The sequence below is a fragment of the Streptomyces sp. NPDC002845 genome, from assembly GCF_053591955.1.
On sequence record NZ_JBSFUU010000004.1, the window covers coordinates 17,911 to 39,899 of the forward strand.

The 21,989-nt window shown below is 71.9% G+C and carries 19 protein-coding genes; 10 read left to right on the forward strand and 9 right to left on the reverse strand.

From position 1 onward, the window contains the following. Positions 1 to 21: 21 nt before the first annotated feature. The 6 genes from ACWD3C_RS03655 (at position 22) to ACWD3C_RS03680 (ending at position 5,896) form a co-directional block, all read left to right on the forward strand. Positions 22 to 372 carry a hypothetical protein gene (locus ACWD3C_RS03655; protein WP_451139661.1) on the forward strand — a complete coding sequence of 117 codons (351 nt, stop codon included), beginning with the start codon at positions 22 to 24 and terminating at the stop codon, positions 370 to 372. A 39-nt stretch (positions 373 to 411) separates the two neighbouring features. Beyond that, on the forward strand, positions 412 to 1,641 hold the full coding sequence (locus ACWD3C_RS03660; protein ID WP_451139663.1) for an NAD(P)/FAD-dependent oxidoreductase: 1,230 nt from the start codon (positions 412 to 414) through the stop codon (positions 1,639 to 1,641). A gap of 995 nt (positions 1,642 to 2,636) precedes the next feature. Then, positions 2,637 to 3,002 (forward strand): Rv2175c family DNA-binding protein, encoded by a 366-nt coding sequence (locus ACWD3C_RS03665; RefSeq protein ID WP_451139665.1) that lies wholly within the window; start codon positions 2,637 to 2,639, stop codon positions 3,000 to 3,002. Positions 3,003 to 3,169: 167 nt separating this feature from the next. After that, complete coding sequence (thiE, locus tag ACWD3C_RS03670; RefSeq protein ID WP_451139667.1) at positions 3,170 to 3,817, forward strand: thiamine phosphate synthase; 648 nt, start codon at positions 3,170 to 3,172, stop codon at positions 3,815 to 3,817. Positions 3,818 to 3,937: 120 nt separating this feature from the next. Continuing rightward, positions 3,938 to 4,861, forward strand: a complete 924-nt coding sequence (metF, locus tag ACWD3C_RS03675; protein ID WP_451139669.1) for a methylenetetrahydrofolate reductase [NAD(P)H] — start codon at positions 3,938 to 3,940, stop codon at positions 4,859 to 4,861. 60 nt (positions 4,862 to 4,921) lie between these two features. Next, a complete protein-coding gene (locus tag ACWD3C_RS03680; protein WP_451139671.1) occupies positions 4,922 to 5,896 on the forward strand; it encodes an SCO2102 family sporulation regulator in 975 nt (324 codons plus the stop codon). 70 nt (positions 5,897 to 5,966) lie between these two features. Here the strand turns inward: ACWD3C_RS03680 and ACWD3C_RS03685 are convergent, their stop codons facing one another. The 5 genes from ACWD3C_RS03685 to ACWD3C_RS03705 form a co-directional block, all read right to left on the reverse strand. Beyond that, positions 5,967 to 7,481, reverse strand: coding sequence for a phytoene desaturase family protein (locus ACWD3C_RS03685; RefSeq protein ID WP_451139673.1), 1,515 nt, complete (start codon positions 7,479 to 7,481; stop codon positions 5,967 to 5,969). A 177-nt stretch (positions 7,482 to 7,658) separates the two neighbouring features. Next, complete coding sequence (locus ACWD3C_RS03690; protein ID WP_451139675.1) at positions 7,659 to 8,273, reverse strand: DUF4126 domain-containing protein; 615 nt, start codon at positions 8,271 to 8,273, stop codon at positions 7,659 to 7,661. A 372-nt stretch (positions 8,274 to 8,645) separates the two neighbouring features. Beyond that, positions 8,646 to 9,275: a TetR/AcrR family transcriptional regulator gene (locus ACWD3C_RS03695; RefSeq protein WP_451139677.1), complete on the reverse strand. Its 630-nt coding sequence runs from the start codon at positions 9,273 to 9,275 to the stop codon at positions 8,646 to 8,648. A gap of 35 nt (positions 9,276 to 9,310) precedes the next feature. Next, on the reverse strand, positions 9,311 to 11,395 hold the full coding sequence (locus tag ACWD3C_RS03700; RefSeq protein WP_451139679.1) for a YhgE/Pip family protein: 2,085 nt from the start codon (positions 11,393 to 11,395) through the stop codon (positions 9,311 to 9,313). Next, positions 11,367 to 12,236 carry an ATP-binding cassette domain-containing protein gene (locus ACWD3C_RS03705; protein ID WP_451139681.1) on the reverse strand — a complete coding sequence of 290 codons (870 nt, stop codon included), beginning with the start codon at positions 12,234 to 12,236 and terminating at the stop codon, positions 11,367 to 11,369. The genes ACWD3C_RS03700 and ACWD3C_RS03705 overlap by 29 nt, the downstream gene beginning before the upstream one ends. 201 nt (positions 12,237 to 12,437) lie before the next feature. Between ACWD3C_RS03705 and ACWD3C_RS03710 the strand changes: the two genes are divergently transcribed. From ACWD3C_RS03710 to ACWD3C_RS03720, 3 genes are all read left to right on the forward strand, one after another. Continuing rightward, positions 12,438 to 12,986, forward strand: coding sequence for an SAV_6107 family HEPN domain-containing protein (locus ACWD3C_RS03710; protein WP_451139683.1), 549 nt, complete (start codon positions 12,438 to 12,440; stop codon positions 12,984 to 12,986). Positions 12,987 to 13,226: 240 nt separating this feature from the next. Then, positions 13,227 to 14,006 carry a class I SAM-dependent methyltransferase gene (locus tag ACWD3C_RS03715; RefSeq protein ID WP_451139685.1) on the forward strand — a complete coding sequence of 260 codons (780 nt, stop codon included), beginning with the start codon at positions 13,227 to 13,229 and terminating at the stop codon, positions 14,004 to 14,006. A gap of 280 nt (positions 14,007 to 14,286) precedes the next feature. Next, positions 14,287 to 14,682, forward strand: a complete 396-nt coding sequence (locus ACWD3C_RS03720) for a DUF3040 domain-containing protein (RefSeq protein ID WP_451139687.1) — start codon at positions 14,287 to 14,289, stop codon at positions 14,680 to 14,682. A 236-nt stretch (positions 14,683 to 14,918) separates the two neighbouring features. Here ACWD3C_RS03720 and ACWD3C_RS03725 read toward each other — a convergent pair whose 3' ends face one another. From ACWD3C_RS03725 to ACWD3C_RS03740, 4 genes are all read right to left on the reverse strand, one after another. Continuing rightward, positions 14,919 to 17,315 carry a transglutaminase TgpA family protein gene (locus tag ACWD3C_RS03725; protein ID WP_451139689.1) on the reverse strand — a complete coding sequence of 799 codons (2,397 nt, stop codon included), beginning with the start codon at positions 17,313 to 17,315 and terminating at the stop codon, positions 14,919 to 14,921. Then, positions 17,315 to 18,691, reverse strand: coding sequence for a DUF58 domain-containing protein (locus tag ACWD3C_RS03730; protein ID WP_451139691.1), 1,377 nt, complete (start codon positions 18,689 to 18,691; stop codon positions 17,315 to 17,317). Before ACWD3C_RS03730 ends, ACWD3C_RS03725 begins: the two co-directional genes overlap by 1 nt. After that, positions 18,688 to 19,719, reverse strand: a complete 1,032-nt coding sequence (locus tag ACWD3C_RS03735) for an AAA family ATPase (RefSeq protein ID WP_451139693.1) — start codon at positions 19,717 to 19,719, stop codon at positions 18,688 to 18,690. Before ACWD3C_RS03735 ends, ACWD3C_RS03730 begins: the two co-directional genes overlap by 4 nt. Positions 19,720 to 20,002: 283 nt before the next feature. Next, positions 20,003 to 20,551, reverse strand: coding sequence for a beta-class carbonic anhydrase (locus ACWD3C_RS03740; RefSeq protein WP_451139695.1), 549 nt, complete (start codon positions 20,549 to 20,551; stop codon positions 20,003 to 20,005). Between the two features lie 442 nt (positions 20,552 to 20,993). Here ACWD3C_RS03740 and rsmH point away from each other — a divergent pair, with 442 nt between their 5' ends. Next, entirely contained in the window at positions 20,994 to 21,950 is a 957-nt protein-coding gene (gene rsmH, locus ACWD3C_RS03745; protein ID WP_451139697.1) for a 16S rRNA (cytosine(1402)-N(4))-methyltransferase RsmH, read from the forward strand. Positions 21,951 to 21,989 lie beyond the last annotated feature (39 nt).

The window sequence follows — 21,989 nt, forward strand, 5'->3', positions numbered from 1 at the left end:
CAGGTAAGGGAGCCCGTGCCCGTGCCCCGCTCGCTCGACGGCCTCGTCCTCGCCCCGGTTGCCGACCAGGCTCCAGGTCAGGTGGGGACCCGCACCCGTTTCACCTACCACGAGAAGGACGGCGCGATCTGGGCCGAGTACGCGGGCGGCGATGTCGTACGCGGCCACCTCGTCGGTACGCGTGAGGGTGACCGTCTGGACTTCCGGTACGTGCAGCTCAAGCACGACGGGACGACGTCCTCCGGGCACTGCGTGTCCCGTGTGGTCGAGCTCGCCGACGGGCGCGTACACCTGGAGGAGACCTGGGAGTGGGAGTCGCAGCCGGGCAGTGGGACGAGCGTTGTGGAACAGGTCACTGAACGCGCCCACTGACTGATGACTGACTATTCGTCAGTTGTCTATGGTGATCGAGTGAGCGAGCAGACGCGGGAACGGGGCAGGCCGAAGCCGGGGCGCGTGGTCGTCGTGGGCGCGGGCATGGCGGGCGTGCAGACAGCGGTCGCGCTTCGGGAACAGGGTTTCACCGGGAGCGTGACCCTGATCGGCGCGGAGCCGCACCAGCCGTACGACCGGCCGCCGCTGTCCAAGGCCGTTCTGCTCGGCAAGGCCGAGGGCTCCGCCTTCGACGTCGACTTCGAGGCGCTCGGCATCGAACTCCGGCTGGGCCGCGAGGTGTCGGGCGTACGCCCCGGGGACCACGAACTCGACACGGTGGCCGGGCCCGTCCCGTACGACGTCCTGGTCGTCGCGACCGGCGCGGAGCCCGTTCGGCTGCCGGGTGTGGAGGGCGTGCCCGGGGTGCATCTGCTGCGCACGCTGGACGACGCCGAGCGGCTGCGGCCCGTGCTCGCCCAGCAGCACGACATCGTGGTCGTGGGCGCGGGCTGGATCGGCGCGGAGTTCGCCACGGCCGCGCGCGAGGCGGGCTGCGCGGTGACGGTCGTCGAGGCGGCCGACCGGCCGCTCGCGGGGGCTCTTCCGGCGGAGGTGGCCGCGCCGATGACCGCCTGGTACGCGGACAGCGGGGCCGTTCTGCGCACCCACGCGCGCGTGGAGCGTGTCGAGCCCGGCACGGTGGTCCTGGACGACGGCTCGCGGGTGACCGCCGGGGCGGTGGTCGTGGGCATCGGCGCCCGTCCGGCCACGGCGTGGCTGAAGGGCTCGGGGGTGGAGCTCGGCGCGTACGGGGAGGTGGTGGCCGACGATCATCTGCGTACCTCCGCGCCGGATGTGTACGCGGTGGGCGACTGCGCCTCCTTCCCCTCGGGGCGGTACGGCGAACGCCTCCTCGTCCACCACTGGGACAACGCCCTCCAGGGGCCCCGTACGGTCGCCGCCGACATCCTCGGCGAGGCGCCGGCGGTGTACGACCCCGTCCCGTACTTCTGGTCCGAACAATTCGGCCGCTTCGTCCAGTACGCCGGTCACCATCCCGCCGCCGACACCACCGTCTGGCGCGGTGACCCGTCCGGTGCCGCCTGGACCGTCTGCTGGCTGCGTGAGGGCCGCCTCGTCGCCCTCCTCGCCGTCGGCCGCCCCCGGGATCTCGCCCAGGGGCGCCGGCTGATCGAGTCGGGCGCGCTGATGAATTCCGAGGTGCTGTCGGACCCGTCGAAGCCGCTGAAGACGGCTACGGCGTAGGGCTGGGGCGAGTTTGTTTCGCCCTCGCCGCCCCTACGCGTCCCATCCTCCAGGGGCTTCGCCCCTTCGGCCCCGCTTGGGGGCTGCTGCCTCCAGGCTTCCGCTGGGGGGTGTGGGGTGGGTGGGCAGTGAGTGGGTGGGGTACTTCGGGTGGGTGCGTGGGTGCGTGGGTGCGTGGGTGCGTGGGTGCGTGGGTGCGTGGGTGCGTGGGTGTTTGGGTGTTTGGGTGTTTGGTCTGGGGTGGGTGGTGTGGGTTGTGGGGTGTCTGCGGGTTGTGTGTGGCTGGTCGCGCCCATGCGGCGGAGCCGCATATCGATACAGCCCCGTGCCCCTGACGGGGCGCGGCTGCAGCCCCGGCCAGTCCAGGCCAGGGCCCATCAGCCTGTGCCACACCTCACCAGCCCCGCACCAAGCTCCTCCGGCTCCGTGTCAGGCTCCTCGGACTCCGCGCCAAACTCCTCCGCCTCTGCCCCACACCACACCCGCCTCCGCGCCGAGCCCCCCGCCTTCGCGCCAGCTTCTCCGGTCCGCGTCAGCTTCTCGGTCCCGCGCCCCACTCACAGTCCTGCGCCGAGCCCCTCTGCCTCTGCGCCAAGTGCCTCCGCCTCCGCGCCGAGCCTTTGCAGCCCAGGCCAGGCACCCCCAGCCTGTCCGGCGTTTGAGGACGAGGCCGTAAGGCCGATTCACCACCCACTTAGCCGCACATTCCCGACTCACCCCAGGCACCCCCAGCCCGTCCGGCGTTTGAGGACGAGGCCGTAAGGCCGATCCACCACCCACCCAGCCGCAGACTCCCAGCCCACCCCAGACGCCCCCAGCCCGTCCGGCGTTTGAGGACGAGGCCGTAAGGCCGATCCCACGGGAACCCCCACTCACCCGCACACAACTCCACCCACCCGAAGGCGGGGGTCTGGGGCGCAGCCCCGGGGGGCCCAAGGGCGTAGCCCGAGGGCATGCTGCTGTCCCCCCGGCCAGGGGCATGGCAGGCTGGTGACGTGACCGAGATTGACGCAAAGATTGATGCTCTCGTCCCCGCGTGGCTGACACTCCCCGACATCGCCGAACGGCTCGACGTCGAGGTGACCCGGGTGCGGCAGCTGGTCAAGGACGGCCAGCTCATCGCCGTACGCCGGGGTGAGAACCGCGCGCTGCACGTTCCCGCCGCCTTCATCGACGAGGACAGGGTGGTCAAGGGCCTGTCCGGCACCCTGACGCTCCTGCGGGACGACGGCTTCACCGACGAAGAGATGCTGGAGTGGCTCTTCACCCCCGACGAGAGCCTGCCCGGCACACCCGCGCAGGCTCTGAGCGAGAATCGCGGCACGGAGGTGAAGCGCCGCGCCCAGGCGCTCGCCGTCTGATCTGAACGAACACACCGTCCGGCGTACGGGCCGCGCCTCCGCGAGGCCCGCGGCCCGTACGCACCGACAGTGAACCGACACCGACACGTAGACACGTACAACAGGACCGACACCGACAACGGGACCGGAAACGGACCGCCGCACGGACCCGCAACGGGGGATCACGTATGCCCAGCGCCACCGCACAGCTCGCCGACGCCCGGGTCTACCTCTGCACGGACGCCCGCAAGCGCCAGGGTGACCTCCCGGAGTTCCTGGACGCGGTGCTCGCGGGCGGTGTCGACATCGTGCAGCTCCGTGACAAGGGCATGGAGGCCGCCGAGGAACTGGAGCACCTCCAGGTCTTCGCCGACGCGTGCCGGCGACACGGCAGGCTCCTCGCGGTCAACGACCGTGCCGATGTCGCCCACGCCATCGGCTCCGACGTCCTGCACCTGGGCCAGGGCGACCTTCCCGTCCCGGCCGCCCGCGCCGTCCTCGGCGACGACGTCCTCATCGGCCGCTCCACGCATGCCGAGACGGAGGCGGCCGCGGCAGCCGTCCAGGAAGGTGTGGACTACTTCTGCACCGGTCCCTGCTGGCCGACCCCCACCAAGCCCGGCCGCCCCGCCCCCGGCCTCGACCTGGTCCGGTACACCGTCGGCCTCGGTACCGACCGCCCCTGGTTCGCCATCGGCGGCATCGACCTGGGCAACCTCGACGAGGTCCTGGAAGCGGGCGCCCGCCGCATCGTCGTCGTACGCGCGATCACGGAGGCGGACGACCCAGGGGCCGCGGCGACGGAGTTCGCGAAGCGGCTGCGCGCGGTGTCCTAGACGGAGGGACGGAGACCCAGCGGTGCCGGAATTGTCCGAGGGATGGACAATAAGGCGACAAAGCAGACATAACGCCTTGCTCTGGTTGGGGGATGGCCCCGACCTGACTAACCTTCCGGTATGGCCCTAGGAACCGCTTCCACCAGGACTGATCGCGCACGCACTGTGCGCGACATGCTTGCCGCCGGTCGGACGACGTGTTCGTTCGAGTTCTGGGCGCCCAAGACCGAGAAGGGCGAACGGAACCTGTGGAACGCCCTCCGCAGGGTCGAGGCGGTCGCTCCGAGCTTCGTCTCCGTGACCTACGGGGCGGGCGGTTCCACGCGCGCGGGCACGGTGAAGGCGACCGAGCAGATCGCCGCCGACACCACCCTCACCCCGGTCGCCCACCTCACCGCGGTCAACCACTCCATCGCCGAGCTGCGCAACATCATCGGCCAGTACGCCGACGCCGGGATCCGCAACATGCTCGCCGTGCGTGGCGACCCGCCCGGCGACCCCATGGGCGACTGGGTGCCGCACCCGAGCGGCCTGACGTACGCGGCCGAACTCGTCCGTCTCATCAAGGAGTCCGGCGACTTCTGCGTGGGCGTCGCGGCCTTCCCCGAGATGCACCCGCGCTCTGGGGACTGGGACGCCGACGTCGCGCACTTCGTCGACAAGTGTCGCGCGGGCGCCGACTACGCGATCACCCAGATGTTCTTCCACCCGGAGTCGTATCTTCGCCTGCGCGACCGTGTCGCGGCTGCCGGCTGCGCGACCCCGGTCATTCCCGAAGTCATGCCCGTCACCAGTGTGAAGATGCTGGAACGGTTGCCAAAGCTCAGCAACGCGTCGTTCCCGCCCGCGCTGAAAGAGCGGATCCTCGCAGCCAAAGACGATCCGGCCGCTGTACGCTCCATTGGCATCGAGTTCGCTACGGAGTTCTGCGCGAGGCTGCTGGACGAGGGAGTCCCCGGACTGCACTTCATCACGCTCAACAACTCGACGGCGACGCTGGAAATCTACGACAATCTTGGTCTGCACCATCCAGAGCAGGCCTAGAGGCCTGAGCCGCGTACGACACAGGGCGGGGCGGCCACGGCCGCAGGGAGAGGGGCGTACATGGGCTGGACGGTCCTCTACATCGCGTTCGGAATCGTCGCGTTGTGGCTGCTCGGTGAGGTGCTGCTGCAGTACAAGGCGCGGCTGCGCTGGCGGCTGCTCGCCTTCGTCGGCTTCCTCGGGGTGGTCCTCGGCGTCCTGATCGCCAACGTGGTGGTGATCGGCCTGGGCGCCGCCGCCTTCGCGGTCGGCCAGACGTACGTCACGCTGTCGTTCCGCAGCGGCTTCGCGGCCGGCTGGGCCGTCGGCAACCGCTCGCGCGAGGACGGCGACGATGGTGGTGGCAGCAAGCGCCGCCGCGGCGGCGGCGACCCGGACCGCCAGGAGCCGGGGCTGGAGGTCTCCGGCCTGGAGGAGAACGCTGCCGGAACGTACCGGCAGCAGGACGATGCCTATGGCCACGAGGACCACGCCGACCACGACGACGACGTGTTCACTCCCGTGCGTCCCGCCGCCTCCGCGGCCGAGACCACCGCCGTCTACTCCCCGGAGCCCCTCCCCGAGGACACCGGCTCGTACGGCGTCTACAACGACGCCGCGTACGCCGCCGCCACCGACCCGTCCTACGCGGCCGCCGCCCAGGCCCAGGCACAGGACCAGAACTTCGGGTACGAGGGCTACTCCGGCTACGACCAGCAGCAGTACGGCTACGACCCCAACCAGCAGCAGTACGCCGCCTACTCCGACCCGTACATCGGCACGCAGACGTACGACGGCGGTGCGTACGACAGCACCGCGTACGGCGACCAGCAGGCGTACGCCCAGCAGGGCTACGGCCAGGACCAGTACGGCACCGGCGCCCCCTACGGCGAGACCCCGCCCGGCGGCGTCTGGGTCCCGCAGCAGCGCACCACCGACGACCCGTACGGCGGCGAATTCCCGCCGGAGCAGCAGTACCCGTACCAGGAGGACGGCAACGGGCAGGGCGGCGGTCAGGGCGGCCAGGGATACGACGAGCAGCAGTACCGCTTCTGAGGGCCGCCGGGCAGCGGTTGGACTGCCGGACCGCCGCCCTGCCGGACCGGCCGAAAGGCCGCCCGGCCCCTCACTGAGACCCGCGGAACTCCGGCCCCTCCACGATCAGCCCCGCCACCAGCGCGCCCGACATGCCCGCGTGGGGCAGTCCCCCGCCCGGATGCGCCCAGCCGCCCACCAGGTACAGCCCCGGGAAGCGGGTCGTGTTGCCCGGGTGCAGGAAGCGGCCGTCGGCCGCGGCGAGCGCCGGCGGGGGCACGGCACCGTCCTCGGCGCCCGTCTCCCGTGCGATGTGGTCCGGTGTGCGCACCTCGCGCCATATCAGGCGGTCCCGCAGGCCCGGCACGGCGGCCTCGGCGGCGCCGACGAGGACGTCGGCGCACCGCTCGGCGTGGTCGCCCATCGACCGGTCGACCTCCGTCGACACCGCCGCGGAGACGGTCACGGACTCGTGCTCGTCGTCCGGGCGCAGCGCGGGATCGTCCGGCCGCAGCACGGTCACCGTGGGCCGCACCTGGAAGTCACTGTTGGTCAGGTAGTCCAGGTAGTCCAGCTCGGCGGTGCGGTCCGGGGTGTGCACGACCGTGCGGTGCGCCGTGCCCGCCTCACGCGCGCCGCGCAGGGCCAGCAGCACGGTGAACCGCGCGGTCCGCGGCGGCTCCGGGGCGGGCCGCACATCGCCGTCGTCCTGGAGCGGACGCCCCGTCAGGCTCCTGAGCCGTACGGGCGTCACGCCCGCCACGACATGGTCCGCCTCGGCCACCGCCCCGTCCGCCAGCTCCACCCCGGCCGCCCGACCGTCCTTCTCGACGATCCCGGTGACCTCGGCATCGAAGACGAACTCGACCCGGCGCGCCAGGCACCGCTCGTACAGCGCCCGCGCCAACTCCCGTATCCCGCCCCGCACATACCAGGTGCCGAATGCGTGCTCCATGTACGGCAGCACGGCCGCGCTCGCCGGAGCCTGCCGGGGATCGAGGCCGTACGCGAGCGCGTGGCTCTCCAGCAGGGCGGTGAGCCGGGGGTCGCGCAGCTCCCAGGCACCGACCTCGGCGAGGGTGCTCGCCCGCCGGGTGCGCAGCAGCCGCTTGTGGGGCACCGCCGGGTACGGCTCACGCTCGCCGAGGGCGCGCCAGTCGGGCCACAGAGGCTCCTCCAGGAGTGGCCGCCGGGTCTTGTCCCAGGCCTCGCGAGCCCGCACCAGGAAGTCGCCCCAGCGGTCGCCGGCACCCGCCCCGAGCGCCTCGTTCAGGGCGCTGACCACGCCCGCGCGCGAGGCGTTCGGCAGCGAAACCTGGGTGCCGTCCGCGAAGACGTGCCGTGCGGCCGGGTCCACCTGGACCAGGTCGACGCACTTCTCCAGCGGCTCCTTGCCGGTCTTGAGGAACAGATCGCGGTAGACGGCGGGCAGCGGCAGCAGCCCGGGGCCGGTGTCGAACGCGAAGCCGTCCCGCTCGAAGCGGCGCACCGCTCCGCCGTACGTCGCTGTGCGCTCGTACACCACCACCCGGTGGCCCGCGACGGCCAGCCGGGCGGCGGCCGCCATCGCGCCCATCCCGGCGCCGATCACCACAATCCGTGCCATCAGTCTCCTAGCAGTGGTTCCTTCGCTGCGTCCCGCAAGGGATCGGTTCGGGCTGGACCGCAGCCTTCGGGTTGGAAGCCTCCCGCCTCCGGCGGGGGAGCGGAGTCACGCCAGGGACTTTATCCGCCCGGCAGCCGCAAGTCGGTCCCGGCCCTGAGGGCCGGGACCAGCTGATGTTCAGCCCAGCGGTTCCCCCACCCGCCCCGCGAGCCGTTTCTCCTCCCGCCGCTCGGCCCTGCGCCGCCAGAACCGCCGGATCCGGGAGACCAGGAAGTAGAGCAGCAACAGTCCGGCGAGCAGCAGGACGCCCGCGATGACCGCCGCGGCCTCCGGGTGGAAGATCGCGAAGGTGACGATTCCGGCCACTGAGAGATCCTCGGCGAGGCTCACGATCACGTTGCTGAACGGCTCCGGCGAGGTGTTGATTGCCATCCGCGTTCCGGCCTTGATCGCATGGCTCACCAGGGCCGTGGAGCCACCGACCGCGCCCGCCGCCAGTTCCGGGAGGGACCCGCTCTGCCCGGCCAGCAGCGCCGCGACCACGGCGCCCGACACCGGCCGGATCACGGTGTGCACCGAGTCCCACACGGAGTCGACGTACGGGATCTTGTCGGCGACCGCCTCGCAGAGGAACAGGACGCCCGCTGTGACCAGGATCTCAGGGCGCTGCAACGCCTCCGGAACCTCGTCGCTCAGGCCGGTGGCACCGAAGACGCCGAGCAGCAGCACCACCGCGTACGCGTTGATGCCGCTGGCCCAGCCGCTGGTGAAGACCAAGGGAAGTATGGACACGGACGCGATCGTAACCACTCGGCAACGGCGCGTCCTGGGTGTGAGTGCGCAGGCCTGAGTACGCGTACCTAGTGGGGGAGTTGAGTACGCGCGCGGATGGGCTCCGAACTGCGCGAACGAGAGAGTGAAGACACGGAAAGGGGCGCGGCTCCGGCACCGCCGACACGGGGCGGCGGAACGGCTCTCGCGCCCTTGGCCGCTCCTTCCGCCGACCCGTTCGGCGGGAGCGAGGCACGGGGGTACCCGGGGGAGCCCGTACGGGGGATGTACGGGGGACACGGGGGGTACGGGGGAGCACGGCGAAGCGCCGGTTCGAGGTGGCCCGCGGGGGACGCGGCCACGACGGACCGGCGCTTTCGTCGTACCGGCCGGCTACCGGTGTCCGCTCACGCGCCCCTGGAGCAGCCGGGACAGCGCCGCGTGGACGTCGTCCAGGGAGCGCTCCGGCTGGAAGGCCTTCCAGTCCAGGGCGGCCACCAGGACCATGCCGACCAGTGCGGACGCCGTCAGCGGGATGTCGATCTCCTCGCTCAGCTCGCCGCCCGCGACGCCCTCGCGCAGGACGCCCTCGACGACCGCGACGGCCTCCTGACGGACCACCATCAGCGTGGACTGCCAGGCCCGGTTGGTGCGCCACAGCTCGGCCACGTACAGCTGGGTGAAGGCGGGGTAGCGGTCGATGAAGACGAGCCCGGCCCGGATCATCGCGTCCAGCGCGTCGACCTTGCTGCCGCCGTCCTTGGCGGTGCGTTCGGCCGCCTCCCGGAGGGAGGCGGTGAGGAGTCCCACTCCGTGCCGCAGCAACTCCTCGAAGAGGACCGACTTGCTCGCGAAGTTGTAGTAGACCGTGCCCTTGGCGACTCCTGCGCGCTCGGCGATCTCGTCCACCGTGGTGGCGGAGAAGCCCTGTTCGGCGATGAGGGTGACGGCCGCTTCGTAGAGCTTCTGGCGGGTGGCCTCGCGGCGGCCGACGCCGCCTCCCGTGGCGGTGCTGCTTTCCATGGCCCAGATTCTCACAGGAACCGCCGCCCGCGCGGTCACAGGCTCAGCTCCGGGTGCAGCCGGTCCAGGGTCCACACCTGCTTGCGGCGGGCCGACAGGGCGGTCAGCGCGAGGGCGCCCGCGGTGAAGGCCGCCAGGACGGCGCACGCCATCCAGACCGGTGTCAGGCCGCCGCCCGTGATGAGCCTCCTGAGGGCCTCGACGACGTAACTCATCGGCAGGAAGGGGTGGATCGCGTTGAAGAAGTCCGGGCTGGTCTGCACGGGATACGTGCCGCCCGCGGACGTCAGCTGGAGCATCAGGAAGGCGAGGACGAGAATCCGGCCGGCCGCACCGAAGCGCGCGTTGAGCCACTGCACGATCGCCGCGAAGCACGCCGTCACCAGGAACAGGAAGCCCACCGTCCCGGCCGCCCGTGCCATCTCCAGGCCGACCGCCCAGTGCAGCACCGCCATGAGGGCGGCGGTCTGCAGCACCCCCAGGGCGGCGACCGGCAGCCAGCCCGCCAGCGCGACCCGCCACGCCGAGGCGCCTGCCGCGAGCGCGCGCCGGTTGAGCGGCGGGATCAGCATGTACGCCACCATCGCGCCCACCCACAGGGACAGCGGGATGAAGTACGGGGCGAAGCCGGTGCCGTAGTTGGGCGCCTTGTGCAGGTCCTGGGTGGCGAGCCGCACCGGGTCGGCCATCACCCGGGTGCGCTGCTCGCGGTCCTGCTCGTCGTAGTCGGGGATCTTCTCGGCGCCGTCGTGCAGCCCGCCCGCGAGCTTCCCGGAGCCGCCGACGAGCTTGTACAGGCCACCGTCGAGGTCGTTCGCGCCCGCCTTCAGGTCGCCCACGCCCGTGTCGAGGTCGGCCGCGCCGGTCTTGGCCGTACCGATGCCCGTGTGCAGCGTCTCCGCGCCCTCGGCGACCTTCGCGGCGCCCTTGTTGAGCGCGTTGACCTTGGTGACGGCGTCTTCGAGGTCCTCGGAGAGGTGGGGTGCCGCCTTGGCGAGGGCTCTGGCCTGCCGCTGAAGGGTCGCCAGGTCCTTGTCGAGGGCCACCATGTCGCCGTCGTAGTCCTGCACCACGGTGTTGACGTCCTCGGCCAGCCGCGCCGCGTCGGCGGCCGCGTCCTTCGCCTTCTCCAGGTCGCCGCAGGCCGGATCGGGCACGGGCTGGTCCTCGCAGCGCCTCATGTAGACGCCGTCGAGCGTCTCGGAGGCCGTACGCGTGCCGCTCTCGGCGACCGGGGCCGTCTCGGCGAAGGCGTCGAGGTGGTCGCGGATCACGCCCGCCGCGTCGGCCACCAGGGTGGCGGTGTCGGCGATCGTCTCGCCGTTCTTCTTCAGGAAGGGCCTTACCCGGTCCGCCGTGCCGTTGACGTTGTCGGCCAGCGCCTGGGTGCCCTCGGAGACCTGACGCGAGCCCTCCTCCAGGTCGCCGGCGCCCTTGTGGAGCTTCTTCAGGCCGCTCGCCAGGTCACCGCTGCCCTCCTTGGCGTCCTTCAGGCCGTCCGCGAGGTCCTTGGAGCCCGTCTTCGCCCTGCCGATCCCGCCGTTGAGGTCGTCGGCCCCCTTCGCGGCCTTCTCGGTCTCGTCGTGGAGGTCCGAGAACGAGACGAAGATCCGGTCCAGGAACGACCGGGACGCCTTCGTGGACGCGGCCGTGCGCACCTCGGAGAACACCGTCCGGGAGATCTGCCCGACGATGTAGTTGTTCGCGTCGTTCGTACGCACCTGAAGGGCGCCCGTCTCCGGGGAGTCCCCCGAACTGGAGGCGATCCGCTCGCTGAAGTCCGTCGGCATGGTCAGCGACAGGTAGTACGTGCCGTCCTCCACGCCCGCGCGTGCCTCCTCGGCGCTCACCTCGTGCCACTCGAAGGTGTCGCTGTCCCGCAGCCCCTTGGCGATGCCGTCGCCCGCGGTGAGCTTCTCGCCGTCGGCGGTCACCCCCTGGTCGGCGTTCACCAGTGCCACGGGGATACGGTCCAGACGGCCGTACGGGTCCCAGAAGGACCACAGGTACAGGGCGCCGTACAGCAGCGGCAGCAGCAGGAGCGAGGCCAGGGCCGCGCGCGGGAGCTTCCCCCTGCCGAACCGCCTGAGCTCAAGCGCGGCCAGCTTCGGCGAGCGCATCGGCCGTCTCCTTGTCGTCGTCGTTCGCCGGCTTCTCGTCTTCTTCGTTCGTGTCGTCGTCGTTCGTGTCGCCTTGGTCCGTGTCGTTCTCGTTCGTGCGGGGCGGCGTCCTGTCGTCCGCCGCCTCCTCGGTGCCGTTCGCGCCGGGCGACACCCGGACCGCGTCCTCGGGGGCCTCGCTGCACACCGCCACGACCGTGGTCCCGGACTCGGTGAGAGACCTCAACAGGGCCCAGGCCTCGGCCCGTTCGGCGGGGGAGAGCTTCAGGTCGGTGTCGTCGACGCCCAGAAGGCGCGGGCGGCCGGTCAGGGCCAGGGCGACGGACAGCCGCAGTGCCTCCAGCCGCTCCAGGTCGCGCACGACGGTCCGCGACCCCTCGGGCAGAGCCTCCCGGTCGAGCCCGGCGGCGGCCAGCGCGGTGTCGATCCGCAGCCTCTCCTCGGCCACCCGATCGGCACGCGGCCGCAGCAGTCCGCGCAGGGAGCCACCGAACCGCCGCTGCAGCAGGGCCCGTTCGTGCAGGTGCTCCCCGACGGTCAGGGCCGGGTCCAGGTCGGTGACGCCGGGGACATGGGCGAGCGCGCTGATCCGGCGTACGGCCGCCATGTGCTGCGGCAGCCGGTGGGAGCCGACGGCGGCGTGTCCCTCGCTCGGCTTCATGCGCCCGGTCAGGGCCAGCAGCAGACAGGTCCGGCCGGACCCCGACGGTCCCTCGACGGCGATCAGCGAACCGGGGCCGGCGTCGATCCCCACACCCCGGAACGCCCACCCGCGCGGGCCCCTCAGCCCGAAGTCCTCGGCGTGTACGGCGACTCCGGCGGCTGCCCGTGACTCGTCCATGTCCCCCCAAGCTCCGCTGAACGAGGGCCGGTTCAGGGCCGCCCGCTTTTGAACTGACTGGTCAGTGCAAAAGCTATCTCGAACCTGCGATCGAAGCAAAAGCCCAGGTCAGAACGGATTGTCAGTGGCATACCTCACGATGGGCACATACGGCACCACTTGACAGGGCATGCCAGTCGCCCAGACGACAGGAGGTTCGTCATGGCCAGCTATCACGCGGCAGCCGCCCGCCGGCGCCGCGCCACCGGCCCTGCCCCCTCTTCGACCGGCCCGGCGAGCGACGTGCACCCCGTGCTTCGCCGGGCCACGGCCCCGCCCGCCGCCCTCGACCTGCTCGCCCAGGCCCACGCCGGACTCGACGAGGCGGCCGTGCTGGAGACCCCCAACGAGCGGTACGCCACGGCCCACCTCGCCGCCCTGCGCACCGCCGCCGCAGTGCTCGCCGCCCGCGGGCGCCCGGAGCCCACGGCGCGGCGCCGGGCCAAGATCCGGAGCGCCTGGGAAGTGCTCCCCGAGATCGCGCCCGAACTCGCGGAGTGGAGCGCCCTGTTCGCCTCCGGGGCACCCCGCCGCGCCCGCGCCGAGGCAGGCATCCAGGGCGCGGCGAGCGTGCGCGACGCCGACGACCTGATACGCGACGTGGCGATGTTCCTGCGCCTCGTCGAGCGGATGCTGGTGCTCCAGCCGGTGCTGCCCCAGCCCCGGCAGGACGGCGACCAGGGCGACCAGGAGGTCCCGGACGCGGGCTGATCGGCGCGGCCGCCGGGGGCCGACCAGTGCCCATGCCGGTGCCGGTGCCCTGGGACGGCCGGTGCGGGAGGGAGCCGCCCATGGGGCGCGTCCGTCGCACGAGACATGCGGTCGGGTACGGCACCGGAGGCAATAGGGTGGGGATGCCCGCACCCTTCGCCGTGACCACCGGGACACGGGCGGAGGCAAGCCCATCGCTCCGCCGTCAGCAGGCGGTGCCGCGCCGAGGAGTCAACTTCCGTGTCGGACCCGATGCGACCCCGCGCCTCACTCCGTACCGCCGTGGTCTGGGATGTCCTCCAGGACGCCCTCGAACGCCGGGTCAAGGCCACGGGGCGTGAGTCGCACGGCGTTCTCGATGTACTGGACACAGGAGGCGGCAGCGGCAAGTTCGCGGTGCCCGTCGCCCGCCTCGGCCACCGCGTCACCGTCGTCGACCCCAGCCCGAACGCGCTGTTCGCGCTGGAGCGCCGCGCCGCCGAGGCCGGCGTCGCCGACCGCGTCCGGGGCGTGCAGGGTGACGCCCACGGCCTGTTCGACGTGGTCGAGCGCGGCGGCTACGACGCGGTGCTGTGCCACGGCGTCCTGGAGTACGTGGACGACCCCGCCGAGGGCATCGGCAACGCGGTCGCCGCGCTGCGCCCCGACGGCGTCCTCAGCCTGCTCGCCGCCGGCCTCGGCGGAGCGGTGCTCGCGCGCGCACTCGCCGGGCACTTCAAGGAGGCCAAGCAGGCGCTCGACGACCCGAACGGCCGCTGGGGCGAGGGTGATCCCGTACCGCACCGCTTCACCGCCGAACAGCTCACCGCGCTCGTCGAGGGCGCGGGCCTGAAGGTCGCCGCCGTGCACGGGGTACGCGTCTTCGCCGACCTGGTCCCCGGCGTGCTCGTGGACACCGAGCCGGACGCCCTGGACGCCCTGCTCAAGCTGGAGGCCGCGGCGGCCGAACTGCCCGCCTTCCACTCCGTGGCCACGCAGCTTCATGTGCTCGGTGAGACGCAAGGGACCACCGAGGCCTGAGTCGCCTCCCGTGCCTGCGCCGCTGATCAGGTGCTCGACGGCGGATGGAGTACGCCACAGGCCCCCCGATCGGGCGCCGGGAGCCGTATGATCGAGGGAGACCGTCCCGGCATGACGGGCCGTTCGCTGGGGCATGTACGCCTCAGTAGATCGGAGTGGCCATGGCGGGTTCCGGTTGGCGAATTGGCGTAGAGGGGCGGGTTTCAAGGGGGCGATTCCCTGCCTATCCTGAAGAGGACCCCCCGGGTCGCCCAGGCGACCGCACGATGAGGAGGACTCCGTGCCGCTCTCGGAGCACGAGCAGCGAATGCTCGAGCAGATGGAGCGAGCGCTGTACGCCGAAGATCCCAAGTTCGCGACAGCGCTCGAGGGAAGCGGGCTGCGTACGTACACCCGGCGACGGGTCTACCAGGCGGTCGCGGGCTTTCTGGTGGGTATCGCGCTCCTCATGGCCGGAATGGTCGCACAGCAGATCTGGGTCAGCGTGGTGGGATTCCTCGTCATGCTGGGCTGCGCGGTGCTCGCCGTGACCGGTTGGCGCAAGGCCCCCAAGCCGGGTGAGCAGCAGGCTGGCGCCTCGGGCGGCGCCCGCCGTCAGCCACGACAGCGCCGCTCCATGATGGACCGCATCGAACAGCGTTGGCAGCGCCGCCGCGACGAGCGGGACGGCCACTAGGCCGCACGGCTCTGCCGCACCGACAGCTTCATACGTGAGGGGTGACCGTTCAGAGGGCGGTCACCCCTCACGCATGCCCTGAAGCAGGTCCACCGGACGGATGGCAAGGGCTCCGGCGCCTGTGAGGTGCCGTGGGCGTGGGCCGCGAACACCGCCGCGCCGCCTGCCGGGGCGAACCCCGGCAGGCGGCGCGGATACGGATACGACGAGAGCCCTCTGTCGCGCTGGGAGAGCCCTCAGCCGCTCTGGCTCGACGGCCACCACCGCAGGGTCGGGCGGCGGGCCGCCACGTCGGCCTTGAGGGCCGCCCAGCGGGCCGAGGTCGCCCAGGCCACCCGGACGGCTGAACGCGGGGCCAGGAGTGCCCACAGACGGGCCCCGCGGCTGACCCGGGCGCCGAAGGCGTCCGCGACCTTGCGGGCGTCGGCCGCCATTCCCGGCGCCGGACGGGGGTGGGGCGCGTAGAGCACCTGCTCCACCGCCGCCGCCATCCGGTGCACCGCCGCCGACGCGTCCTCGTCGAGATGCCCGAGCCGGACGATCCGCGCGGCGGCCTTGCGGGGCGTCAGGGACTCGTCCGGCGCGATCCCGTAGTCCCACGCGGTGTCGGTCACCTCCTGCCACGCGGCCAGGGTGTGAACGGCCGCGTCCGCCTCCGTACGGCCGTGCGCGCCGAGCCGTACGGCCCGTATCCGCATCCGCCACACCATCGGCAGCAGCGGGATCGCCAGCGCCGCGACCACCGCCACGACCAGCAGCAGGGTCCACAGCCACTGCCCGTCGTCGTTGTCCGTGCTCAGCGCGGCCGCCGGGGACTCGCTCCCGCACGCCTCCAGCATCCTCTGCTCCGCCATGCAGCTCTCGCTCGCCGACGGCTCCGCGGAGGGCGCAGCGGACGCCGAGGCCGAAGGCTGGTCCACCTCGGGGAGGGTGCTGCCGTCCGGGGTGTCCGGGATGGTGTAGTCCGGCGTCGAGCCCCGGTTCGGGGTCGGCTCGAAGCGGGTCCAGCCCACGTTCTCGAAGTACAGCTCGGGCCAGGCGTGCGCGTCCCGCAGCCCGACCACCATCGAACCGTCACCCTGCGGGGAACCGGGCGTGAAGCCCACCGCGACCCGCGCCGGGATGCCGAGCGTGCGGGCCATCGACGCCATCGCGAACGAGAAGTGGACGCAGAAGCCCTCCTTCTCGCTCAGGAAGCGCGCTATCGCGGCCGGACCACTGCCGACCTGCACCTCGGTGTCGTAGGTGAACCCGCCGCTCACCGCGAACCAGTCCTGGAGCTTGACCGCCCGCTCGTAGTCGTTCACCGAGCCCTGGGTCACCTCGCGTGCCCTCTCCGCCACCACCGACGGCAGTGTGTCCGGCACCTCGGTGAACTCGCGCCGCAGGGCCGGCGGCGGCTCCGGCGCCGCGGCGAGCTGCGCCGCGGTCGGCTGGACGACGAGACTCGTGACCTCGTACTCGATACCGCGGGTGTTCTGCCCGTGGTCGCCGACGAGCGTGCGGCCCACGTCCTCGTACCGCCAGCGGCCGTCGATGTCGACGCTGGTCGCGGGGAACGGCATCGGCAGCCAGTCCTGCGCGTAGTCGTCCGCCGCCTCGATGCGGGTCGTGATCTCGGTCCGGTCGACGGCCGAACTGAGGCCGATCGGCTCCGGGAACCTGTCCGGCACATCCGTGATGGACCGCTGGGCCGGCTTCCAGGCGGTGCCGTCGAACTCGTCCAGCGAGACGATCCGCAGGTACATGTCCCGGGTGTCCTCGACGCCCTCGCCGCGCGTGCGGTAGGTCATCACCTCGCGGTCCTCGTCGACGTTGAGGCTGTCACGCAGTGACACCAGCGGGTTGACCGCCGAGATCGTGCCCCCGCCGGAGCCCACGCCGACGCCGGAACCCGTGCCGTCCAGCAGCCCGCCGTCGAGCGCGGGCAGACCGAGCGGCACGACCAGGGCGATGCCGAGGGTGACCGCGCCGATGCGCCGTCCCGTGCGGACCGGCGCCACCGGTCCGTTCCCGGGGTCGCCGACCGGATCACGGGGCGCCCCGCCGAAGACGCGGCCCCACTGCGAGAGCCGCTCGCGGCTCTCGGCCAGGAGCAGCATCAGATAACCGGCGGCCGCGACCACGAACCACAGCCACGCGGCGCCGTCGGACAGCCCGGCGGCGACCGAGTACAGCGCGAGCAGCGGCAGTCCGGCCGGGGCGGCGCTGCGGAACGTCACCGCGAGCGTGTCCACCGCGAGCCCGATCAGCAGGACACCGCCGACCATCATCAGCCGGATGCCGTCGCTCAGCGGCGCCGGGATCGCGTACCGCCCGACGTCCTCCGCGCCCGTCTGGAGCAGCGTCCCGAAGTACTGGAAGGCCTCCGGCCCCGGGAAGAGGCCGAAGAAGGCCTGCTCCCGGGCGAAGGCCAGTGTCAGCAGCATCAGCGTCACCAGCGCCTGTGCCGCGATGGTCAGCGGCCGGGCCACCGGGACGCGCCGGGTCAGCGCGCCCACGATGGTCTGAATGCCCAGCATGATCGCGGCCTGCAGGAGCCAGGTCGCCGGGTCGACCAGTGGCAGCAGCGCGCACGCCGCCATCAGCGTGGCGCCCCAGGCGCACAGTGCCAGCCTCGCCCGCCCGCTCATCACCGCTCCTTTGTGCCGATCCCGGCCGTACTGATCCCGGCCGCCACTCCCGTGCGCTGCCGGTCCGCCTGGCGCCACAGGTCCTCCAGCGCCGCGCCGCGCGGTACGCTCACCGCCGTCCAGCCGGACTCGCGCAGCATCCGCAGCGAGTCCTCGTGCCTGTTCGCCGCGCCGGGGCCGGGCACGTCGCCCGGCTCACGCGCCCAGCCGTCGCTGTCCAGCAGGAAGGCGATCGCCCCGCCGCTGCGCCGGCGCATCCTGCCCGCCACGGCGGCCTGTTCCTCGTCGAGGTCGCCGAGAAAGGCCACCAGCAGCCCCTCGTTGCCGCCGCGCAGTACGTCGTACGCCCGTGACAGTCCCGCGCCGTCGGAGTGGTCGATCACCGCGAGCGTGTCCATCATCAGCCCCGCCGCGTCGGCCGACTCCTGGCTCGCGCCCGCGAACCCGTCGGCGGCATCGCCGGGAACCGAGTTGCCGGTGTCCGTCAACAGCCGTACGGAGAACCCCCGTTCGAGCATGTGCACCAGCGCGGACGCCGAGCCGGAGACGGCCCACTCGAAGGCCGAGTCCGGGCCCGCGCCCTCGAAGGCCAGGGCCCGGGTGTCGAGGAGCACCGTGCAGCGGGCGCGCTGCGGCTGCTCCTCGCGGCGCACCATCAGCTCGCCGTAGCGGGCGGTGGAGCGCCAGTGGACCCGGCGCAGATCGTCGCCGTAGCGGTACCCGCGCGGGATCACGTCGTCCTCGCCCGCCAGCGCCAGCGAGCGCTGACGCCCGTCGCCGTACCCCTTCGCCTCGCCGCTGAGCCGCACCGGCGGCAGCGGCTCCACGCGCGGGATGACGGTGAGGGTGTCGTACGTGGAGAAGGAGCGGGTCAGCTCGCACATGCCGAACGGGTCGGTCAGGCGCAGCTGGAGCGGGCCCAGCGGGTAGCGGCCGCGCAGGTCGGAGCGCACGCGGTACGACACCTCGCGGCGGCCGCCCGCCTCCACCCGGTCCAGGACGAAGCGGGGGCGCGGGCCGAGCACGTACGGCACCCGGTCCTGGAGCATCAGCAGTCCGGTGGGCAGCCGCGAGACGTTGTCCATCCGCAGATGGACGCGGGCCTCGGCGCCGGCGGGCACGCGCGCGGGGGAGAGGCGGCGGCTGCCCGCGACCCGGTAGCGGGTGCGGTACAGCGCGGTCGCGCAGACCAGCGGCAGGACGGCGAGGAGCAGGCCGACCCGGAGCAGATCGCTCTGCCCCAGGACGTACGCGCAGATGGCCGCCGCGATGCCGGCGGCCAGGAAGGAGCGTCCGCGCGTGGTGAGGCCGGCGAACGCCGTGCGCAGCCCGCCCTTGTCCTGCTCCTGGTCGGGCACCGGCCCCGCGGTGGTCATCCCAGCCTCCGCGGCGGCTGACCGAACCCGGCCGCCGTGCCGGAGTAGCCGCCCTGCGGCGCCGGCGCGGCGGGGACGGGGGTGCGCTGGATGATCTCCTGGACGACCTGCTCCGCCGTACGGCGGTTCAACTGCGCCTGCGCGGTGGGCAGCAGGCGGTGGGCCAGGACCGCGACGGCGAGGGCCTGGACATCGTCCGGCAGCGCGTACTCCCGGCCCTGCAGCGCGGCGGACGCCTTCGCCGCGCGCAGCAGGTGCAGCGTGGCGCGCGGTGAGGCGCCGAGTCTGAGGTCGGGGTGCGTGCGGGTGGCGGCGACCAGCTCCACCGCGTACCGCCGTACCGTTTCCGCGACGTGCACATTGCGCACGGCCTCGATCAGCTTCACGATCTCGTGCGCGTGCGCCACCGGCTGCAGGTCCTCCAGCGGCGAGACCCCGCCGTGGACGTCGAGCATCTGCAACTCCGCCTCCACGCTGGGGTAGCCGACGGAGACCCGGGCCATGAAGCGGTCGCGCTGTGCCTCGGGCAGCGGGTACGTCCCCTCCATCTCGACCGGGTTCTGCGTGGCAACCACCATGAAGGGGCTCGGCAGTTCGTATGTGTGTCCGTCGATCGTGACCTGGCGCTCCTCCATGGATTCCAGGAGCGCGGACTGTGTCTTCGGCGAGGCGCGGTTGATCTCGTCGCCGATCACGATCTGCGCGAAGATCGCGCCCGGTTTGAACTCGAAGTCCTTGCGCTGCTGGTCCCAGATGGACACACCTGTGATGTCCGACGGCAGCAGGTCGGGCGTGAACTGGATACGCCGCACCGAGCAGTCGATGGACCGCGCCAGTGCCTTGGCGAGCATGGTCTTGCCGACGCCCGGAACGTCTTCGATCAGAAGATGTCCCTCGGCGAGCAGCACGGTCAGCGAAAGCCGTACGACCTCAGGCTTGCCCTCGATCACTCCCTCGACCGAACTGCGGACTCGCTCCACAGTGGTGGTCAGATCAGTGAGGCTCGCTCGATCGTCATAGGTCGTCACCCGGCCCTCCTCGGCCCGTTCTTTCTCCGGGCCGACGCTCTGTGATGCGGACCGGCCCACCCCGAACACGAGCACCACGCGCGAAAAGTTCCGCGTGACGCCACATCCGCATTCTTGCTGCCGTTACCGATTCGTGTCACTCGCCTGTGGACAACTGCTCGCGATATGTCCGCCTTGCGGCCTTTTCAGGGCTGGGGAGTTGGGACTTTCCTCTGTGGCAAAGCCCACACCAGCCCCTGCGGCAGGGCCGGTTCGACGACTCTACGCGGGGTCGATCTCGTGTCTACGCCGGGTCGATCTCGTGCAGCAGACCGGTCTTCACGTCGAAGACGAAGCCCCGGACGTCATCGGTGTGCACCAGGAACGGCGAGGTGCGCACGCGCTGCATCGACTGCCGTACGTCCTGCTCGACGTCCCGGAAGGCCTCCACCGCCCAGGCCGGGCGCTGCCCGACCTCCATCTCCAGCTCGTGCCGGAAGTCCTCGGTGAGGGACTCAAGGCCGCAGCCGGTGTGGTGGATGAGGACCACGCTGCGGGTGCCGAGCGCCCGCTGGCTGATGGTGAGAGAGCGGATCACGTCGTCGGTGACGACTCCGCCCGCGTTGCGGATCGTGTGGCAGTCGCCCAGCGCCAGGCCGAGCGCGTCGTGCAGGTCGAGCCGGGCGTCCATGCAGGCCACGACAGCGACGCGGAGGACGGGACGGGCGTCCATCCCGGGGTCGGTGAACGCGGCGGCGTACCGCCCGTTCGCCTCGACGAGCCGGTCGGTGACAGTGCCGCGGTCGGATATGGCGCCTTCGGGTCCGGTGGGAACTGATGCGGAAGTCGTCATGACTACGACGGTACTGGTCACGCGTGGTACGAGCCTGTTGTGAGAGAGGGACAAAGAAAGCCATTGAGGTTTGTTGTGACGTAAGCCACACGGGTGACCGCAGCGCTTCCGTACGGGTGATTCCATACCTTCTGCGGCGTCGCCTCGGGAGCGCCTCGCGACGCGCAGGCCGGTTGATTGACCGCGAGACACCGTGGACTAAAGTGACGCGAAGCGGGAGGCGAGGTTCCCCCTGCTGGATGAAATCCCAGGAGATCAGGCGTCCGTCCGGTCTCTCCCCGCGTGCGCGGCGCGTACGTACGGCTCGGCCTCCTCCCGCTCCGGTCGGCTGACGCTTCCGGCGCCGGCAGGCCTTCCCCTTCATGTGGGGCACCCCCGGTGTCAGCCGGGGAGGGCGGGGACCCGGCGGTGCGTACCGGCGCGGAAGACCTGAGAGGGCCCCTTGAGCCAGACGCGACATGTCCCGGTGATGCTCCAGAGGTGCCTGGACATGCTGGCCCCGGCCCTCACCGAGCCCGGAGCCGTCGTCGTCGACTGCACGCTCGGCCTCGGCGGCCACAGCGAGGCCCTGCTCGCACGCTTCCCCGAGGCCCGCCTCGTCGCCCTCGACCGCGACACGGAGGCCCTGCGCCTGTCCGGGCAGCGGCTCGCCCCCTTCGGGGACCGCGCCACCCTCGTGCACGCCGTCTACGACGAGTTGCCCGAGGTGCTGCGCAAGCTCGGCATCCCCCGCGTCCAGGGCGTCCTGTTCGACCTCGGTGTCTCCTCCATGCAACTCGACGAGGCCGACCGCGGCTTCGCGTACGCCCAGGACGCACCGCTCGACATGCGCATGGACCAGACGACCGGCATCAGCGCGGCCGAGGTCCTCAACACCTATCCGGCCGGCGAACTCGTGCGGATCCTCAGGGCGTACGGCGAGGAGAAGCAGGCCAAGCGGATCGTGTCCGCGATCGTGCGTGAGCGCGAGAAGGAGCCGTTCACCAACAGCGCGCGCCTCGTCGAGGTGATCCGGAACGCCCTGCCGCAGGCCGCCAAGCGCACCGGCGGCAACCCCGCCAAACGCACTTTCCAGGCACTGCGCATCGAGGTCAACGGCGAACTCACCGTCCTGGAACGCGCGATCCCCGCCGCCGTGAAGGCCCTCGCCGTCGGCGGCCGGATCGCCGTGCTGTCGTACCACTCGCTTGAGGACCGGCTGGTCAAGCAGGTGTTCGCGGCCGGTGCCGCCACCACCGCTCCCCCCGGACTGCCCGTCGTCCCCGAGCGCTACCAGCCCCGGCTCAAGCTGCTCACCCGCGGTGCCGAACTTCCCACCGAGGAGGAGGTCGCCGAGAACCGGCGAGCGGCTCCCGCCCGGCTGCGGGGGGCGGAGCGCATCCGCGAGGACGCCGAGTGAGGCGCGCACGGTGGTCGTACGAGACGGTCGAGACGATCG

Excerpts from the sequence above, each read along its gene's own strand:
- thiE (WP_451139667.1), top strand. The coding sequence starts at position 3,170 with ATGCCCAGCGCCACCGCACAGCTCGCCGACGCCCGGGTCTACCTCTGC.
- metF (WP_451139669.1), top strand. The coding sequence starts at position 3,938 with ATGGCCCTAGGAACCGCTTCCACCAGGACTGATCGCGCACGCACTGTG.
- ACWD3C_RS03680 (WP_451139671.1), top strand. The coding sequence starts at position 4,922 with ATGGGCTGGACGGTCCTCTACATCGCGTTCGGAATCGTCGCGTTGTGG.
- ACWD3C_RS03685 (WP_451139673.1), bottom strand. The coding sequence starts at position 7,481 with ATGGCACGGATTGTGGTGATCGGCGCCGGGATGGGCGCGATGGCGGCC.
- ACWD3C_RS03695 (WP_451139677.1), bottom strand. The coding sequence starts at position 9,275 with ATGGAAAGCAGCACCGCCACGGGAGGCGGCGTCGGCCGCCGCGAGGCC.
- ACWD3C_RS03700 (WP_451139679.1), bottom strand. The coding sequence starts at position 11,395 with ATGCGCTCGCCGAAGCTGGCCGCGCTTGAGCTCAGGCGGTTCGGCAGG.
- ACWD3C_RS03705 (WP_451139681.1), bottom strand. The coding sequence starts at position 12,236 with ATGGACGAGTCACGGGCAGCCGCCGGAGTCGCCGTACACGCCGAGGAC.
- ACWD3C_RS03710 (WP_451139683.1), top strand. The coding sequence starts at position 12,438 with ATGGCCAGCTATCACGCGGCAGCCGCCCGCCGGCGCCGCGCCACCGGC.
- ACWD3C_RS03725 (WP_451139689.1), bottom strand. The coding sequence starts at position 17,315 with ATGAGCGGGCGGGCGAGGCTGGCACTGTGCGCCTGGGGCGCCACGCTG.
- ACWD3C_RS03730 (WP_451139691.1), bottom strand. The coding sequence starts at position 18,691 with ATGACCACCGCGGGGCCGGTGCCCGACCAGGAGCAGGACAAGGGCGGG.
- ACWD3C_RS03740 (WP_451139695.1), bottom strand. The coding sequence starts at position 20,551 with ATGACGACTTCCGCATCAGTTCCCACCGGACCCGAAGGCGCCATATCC.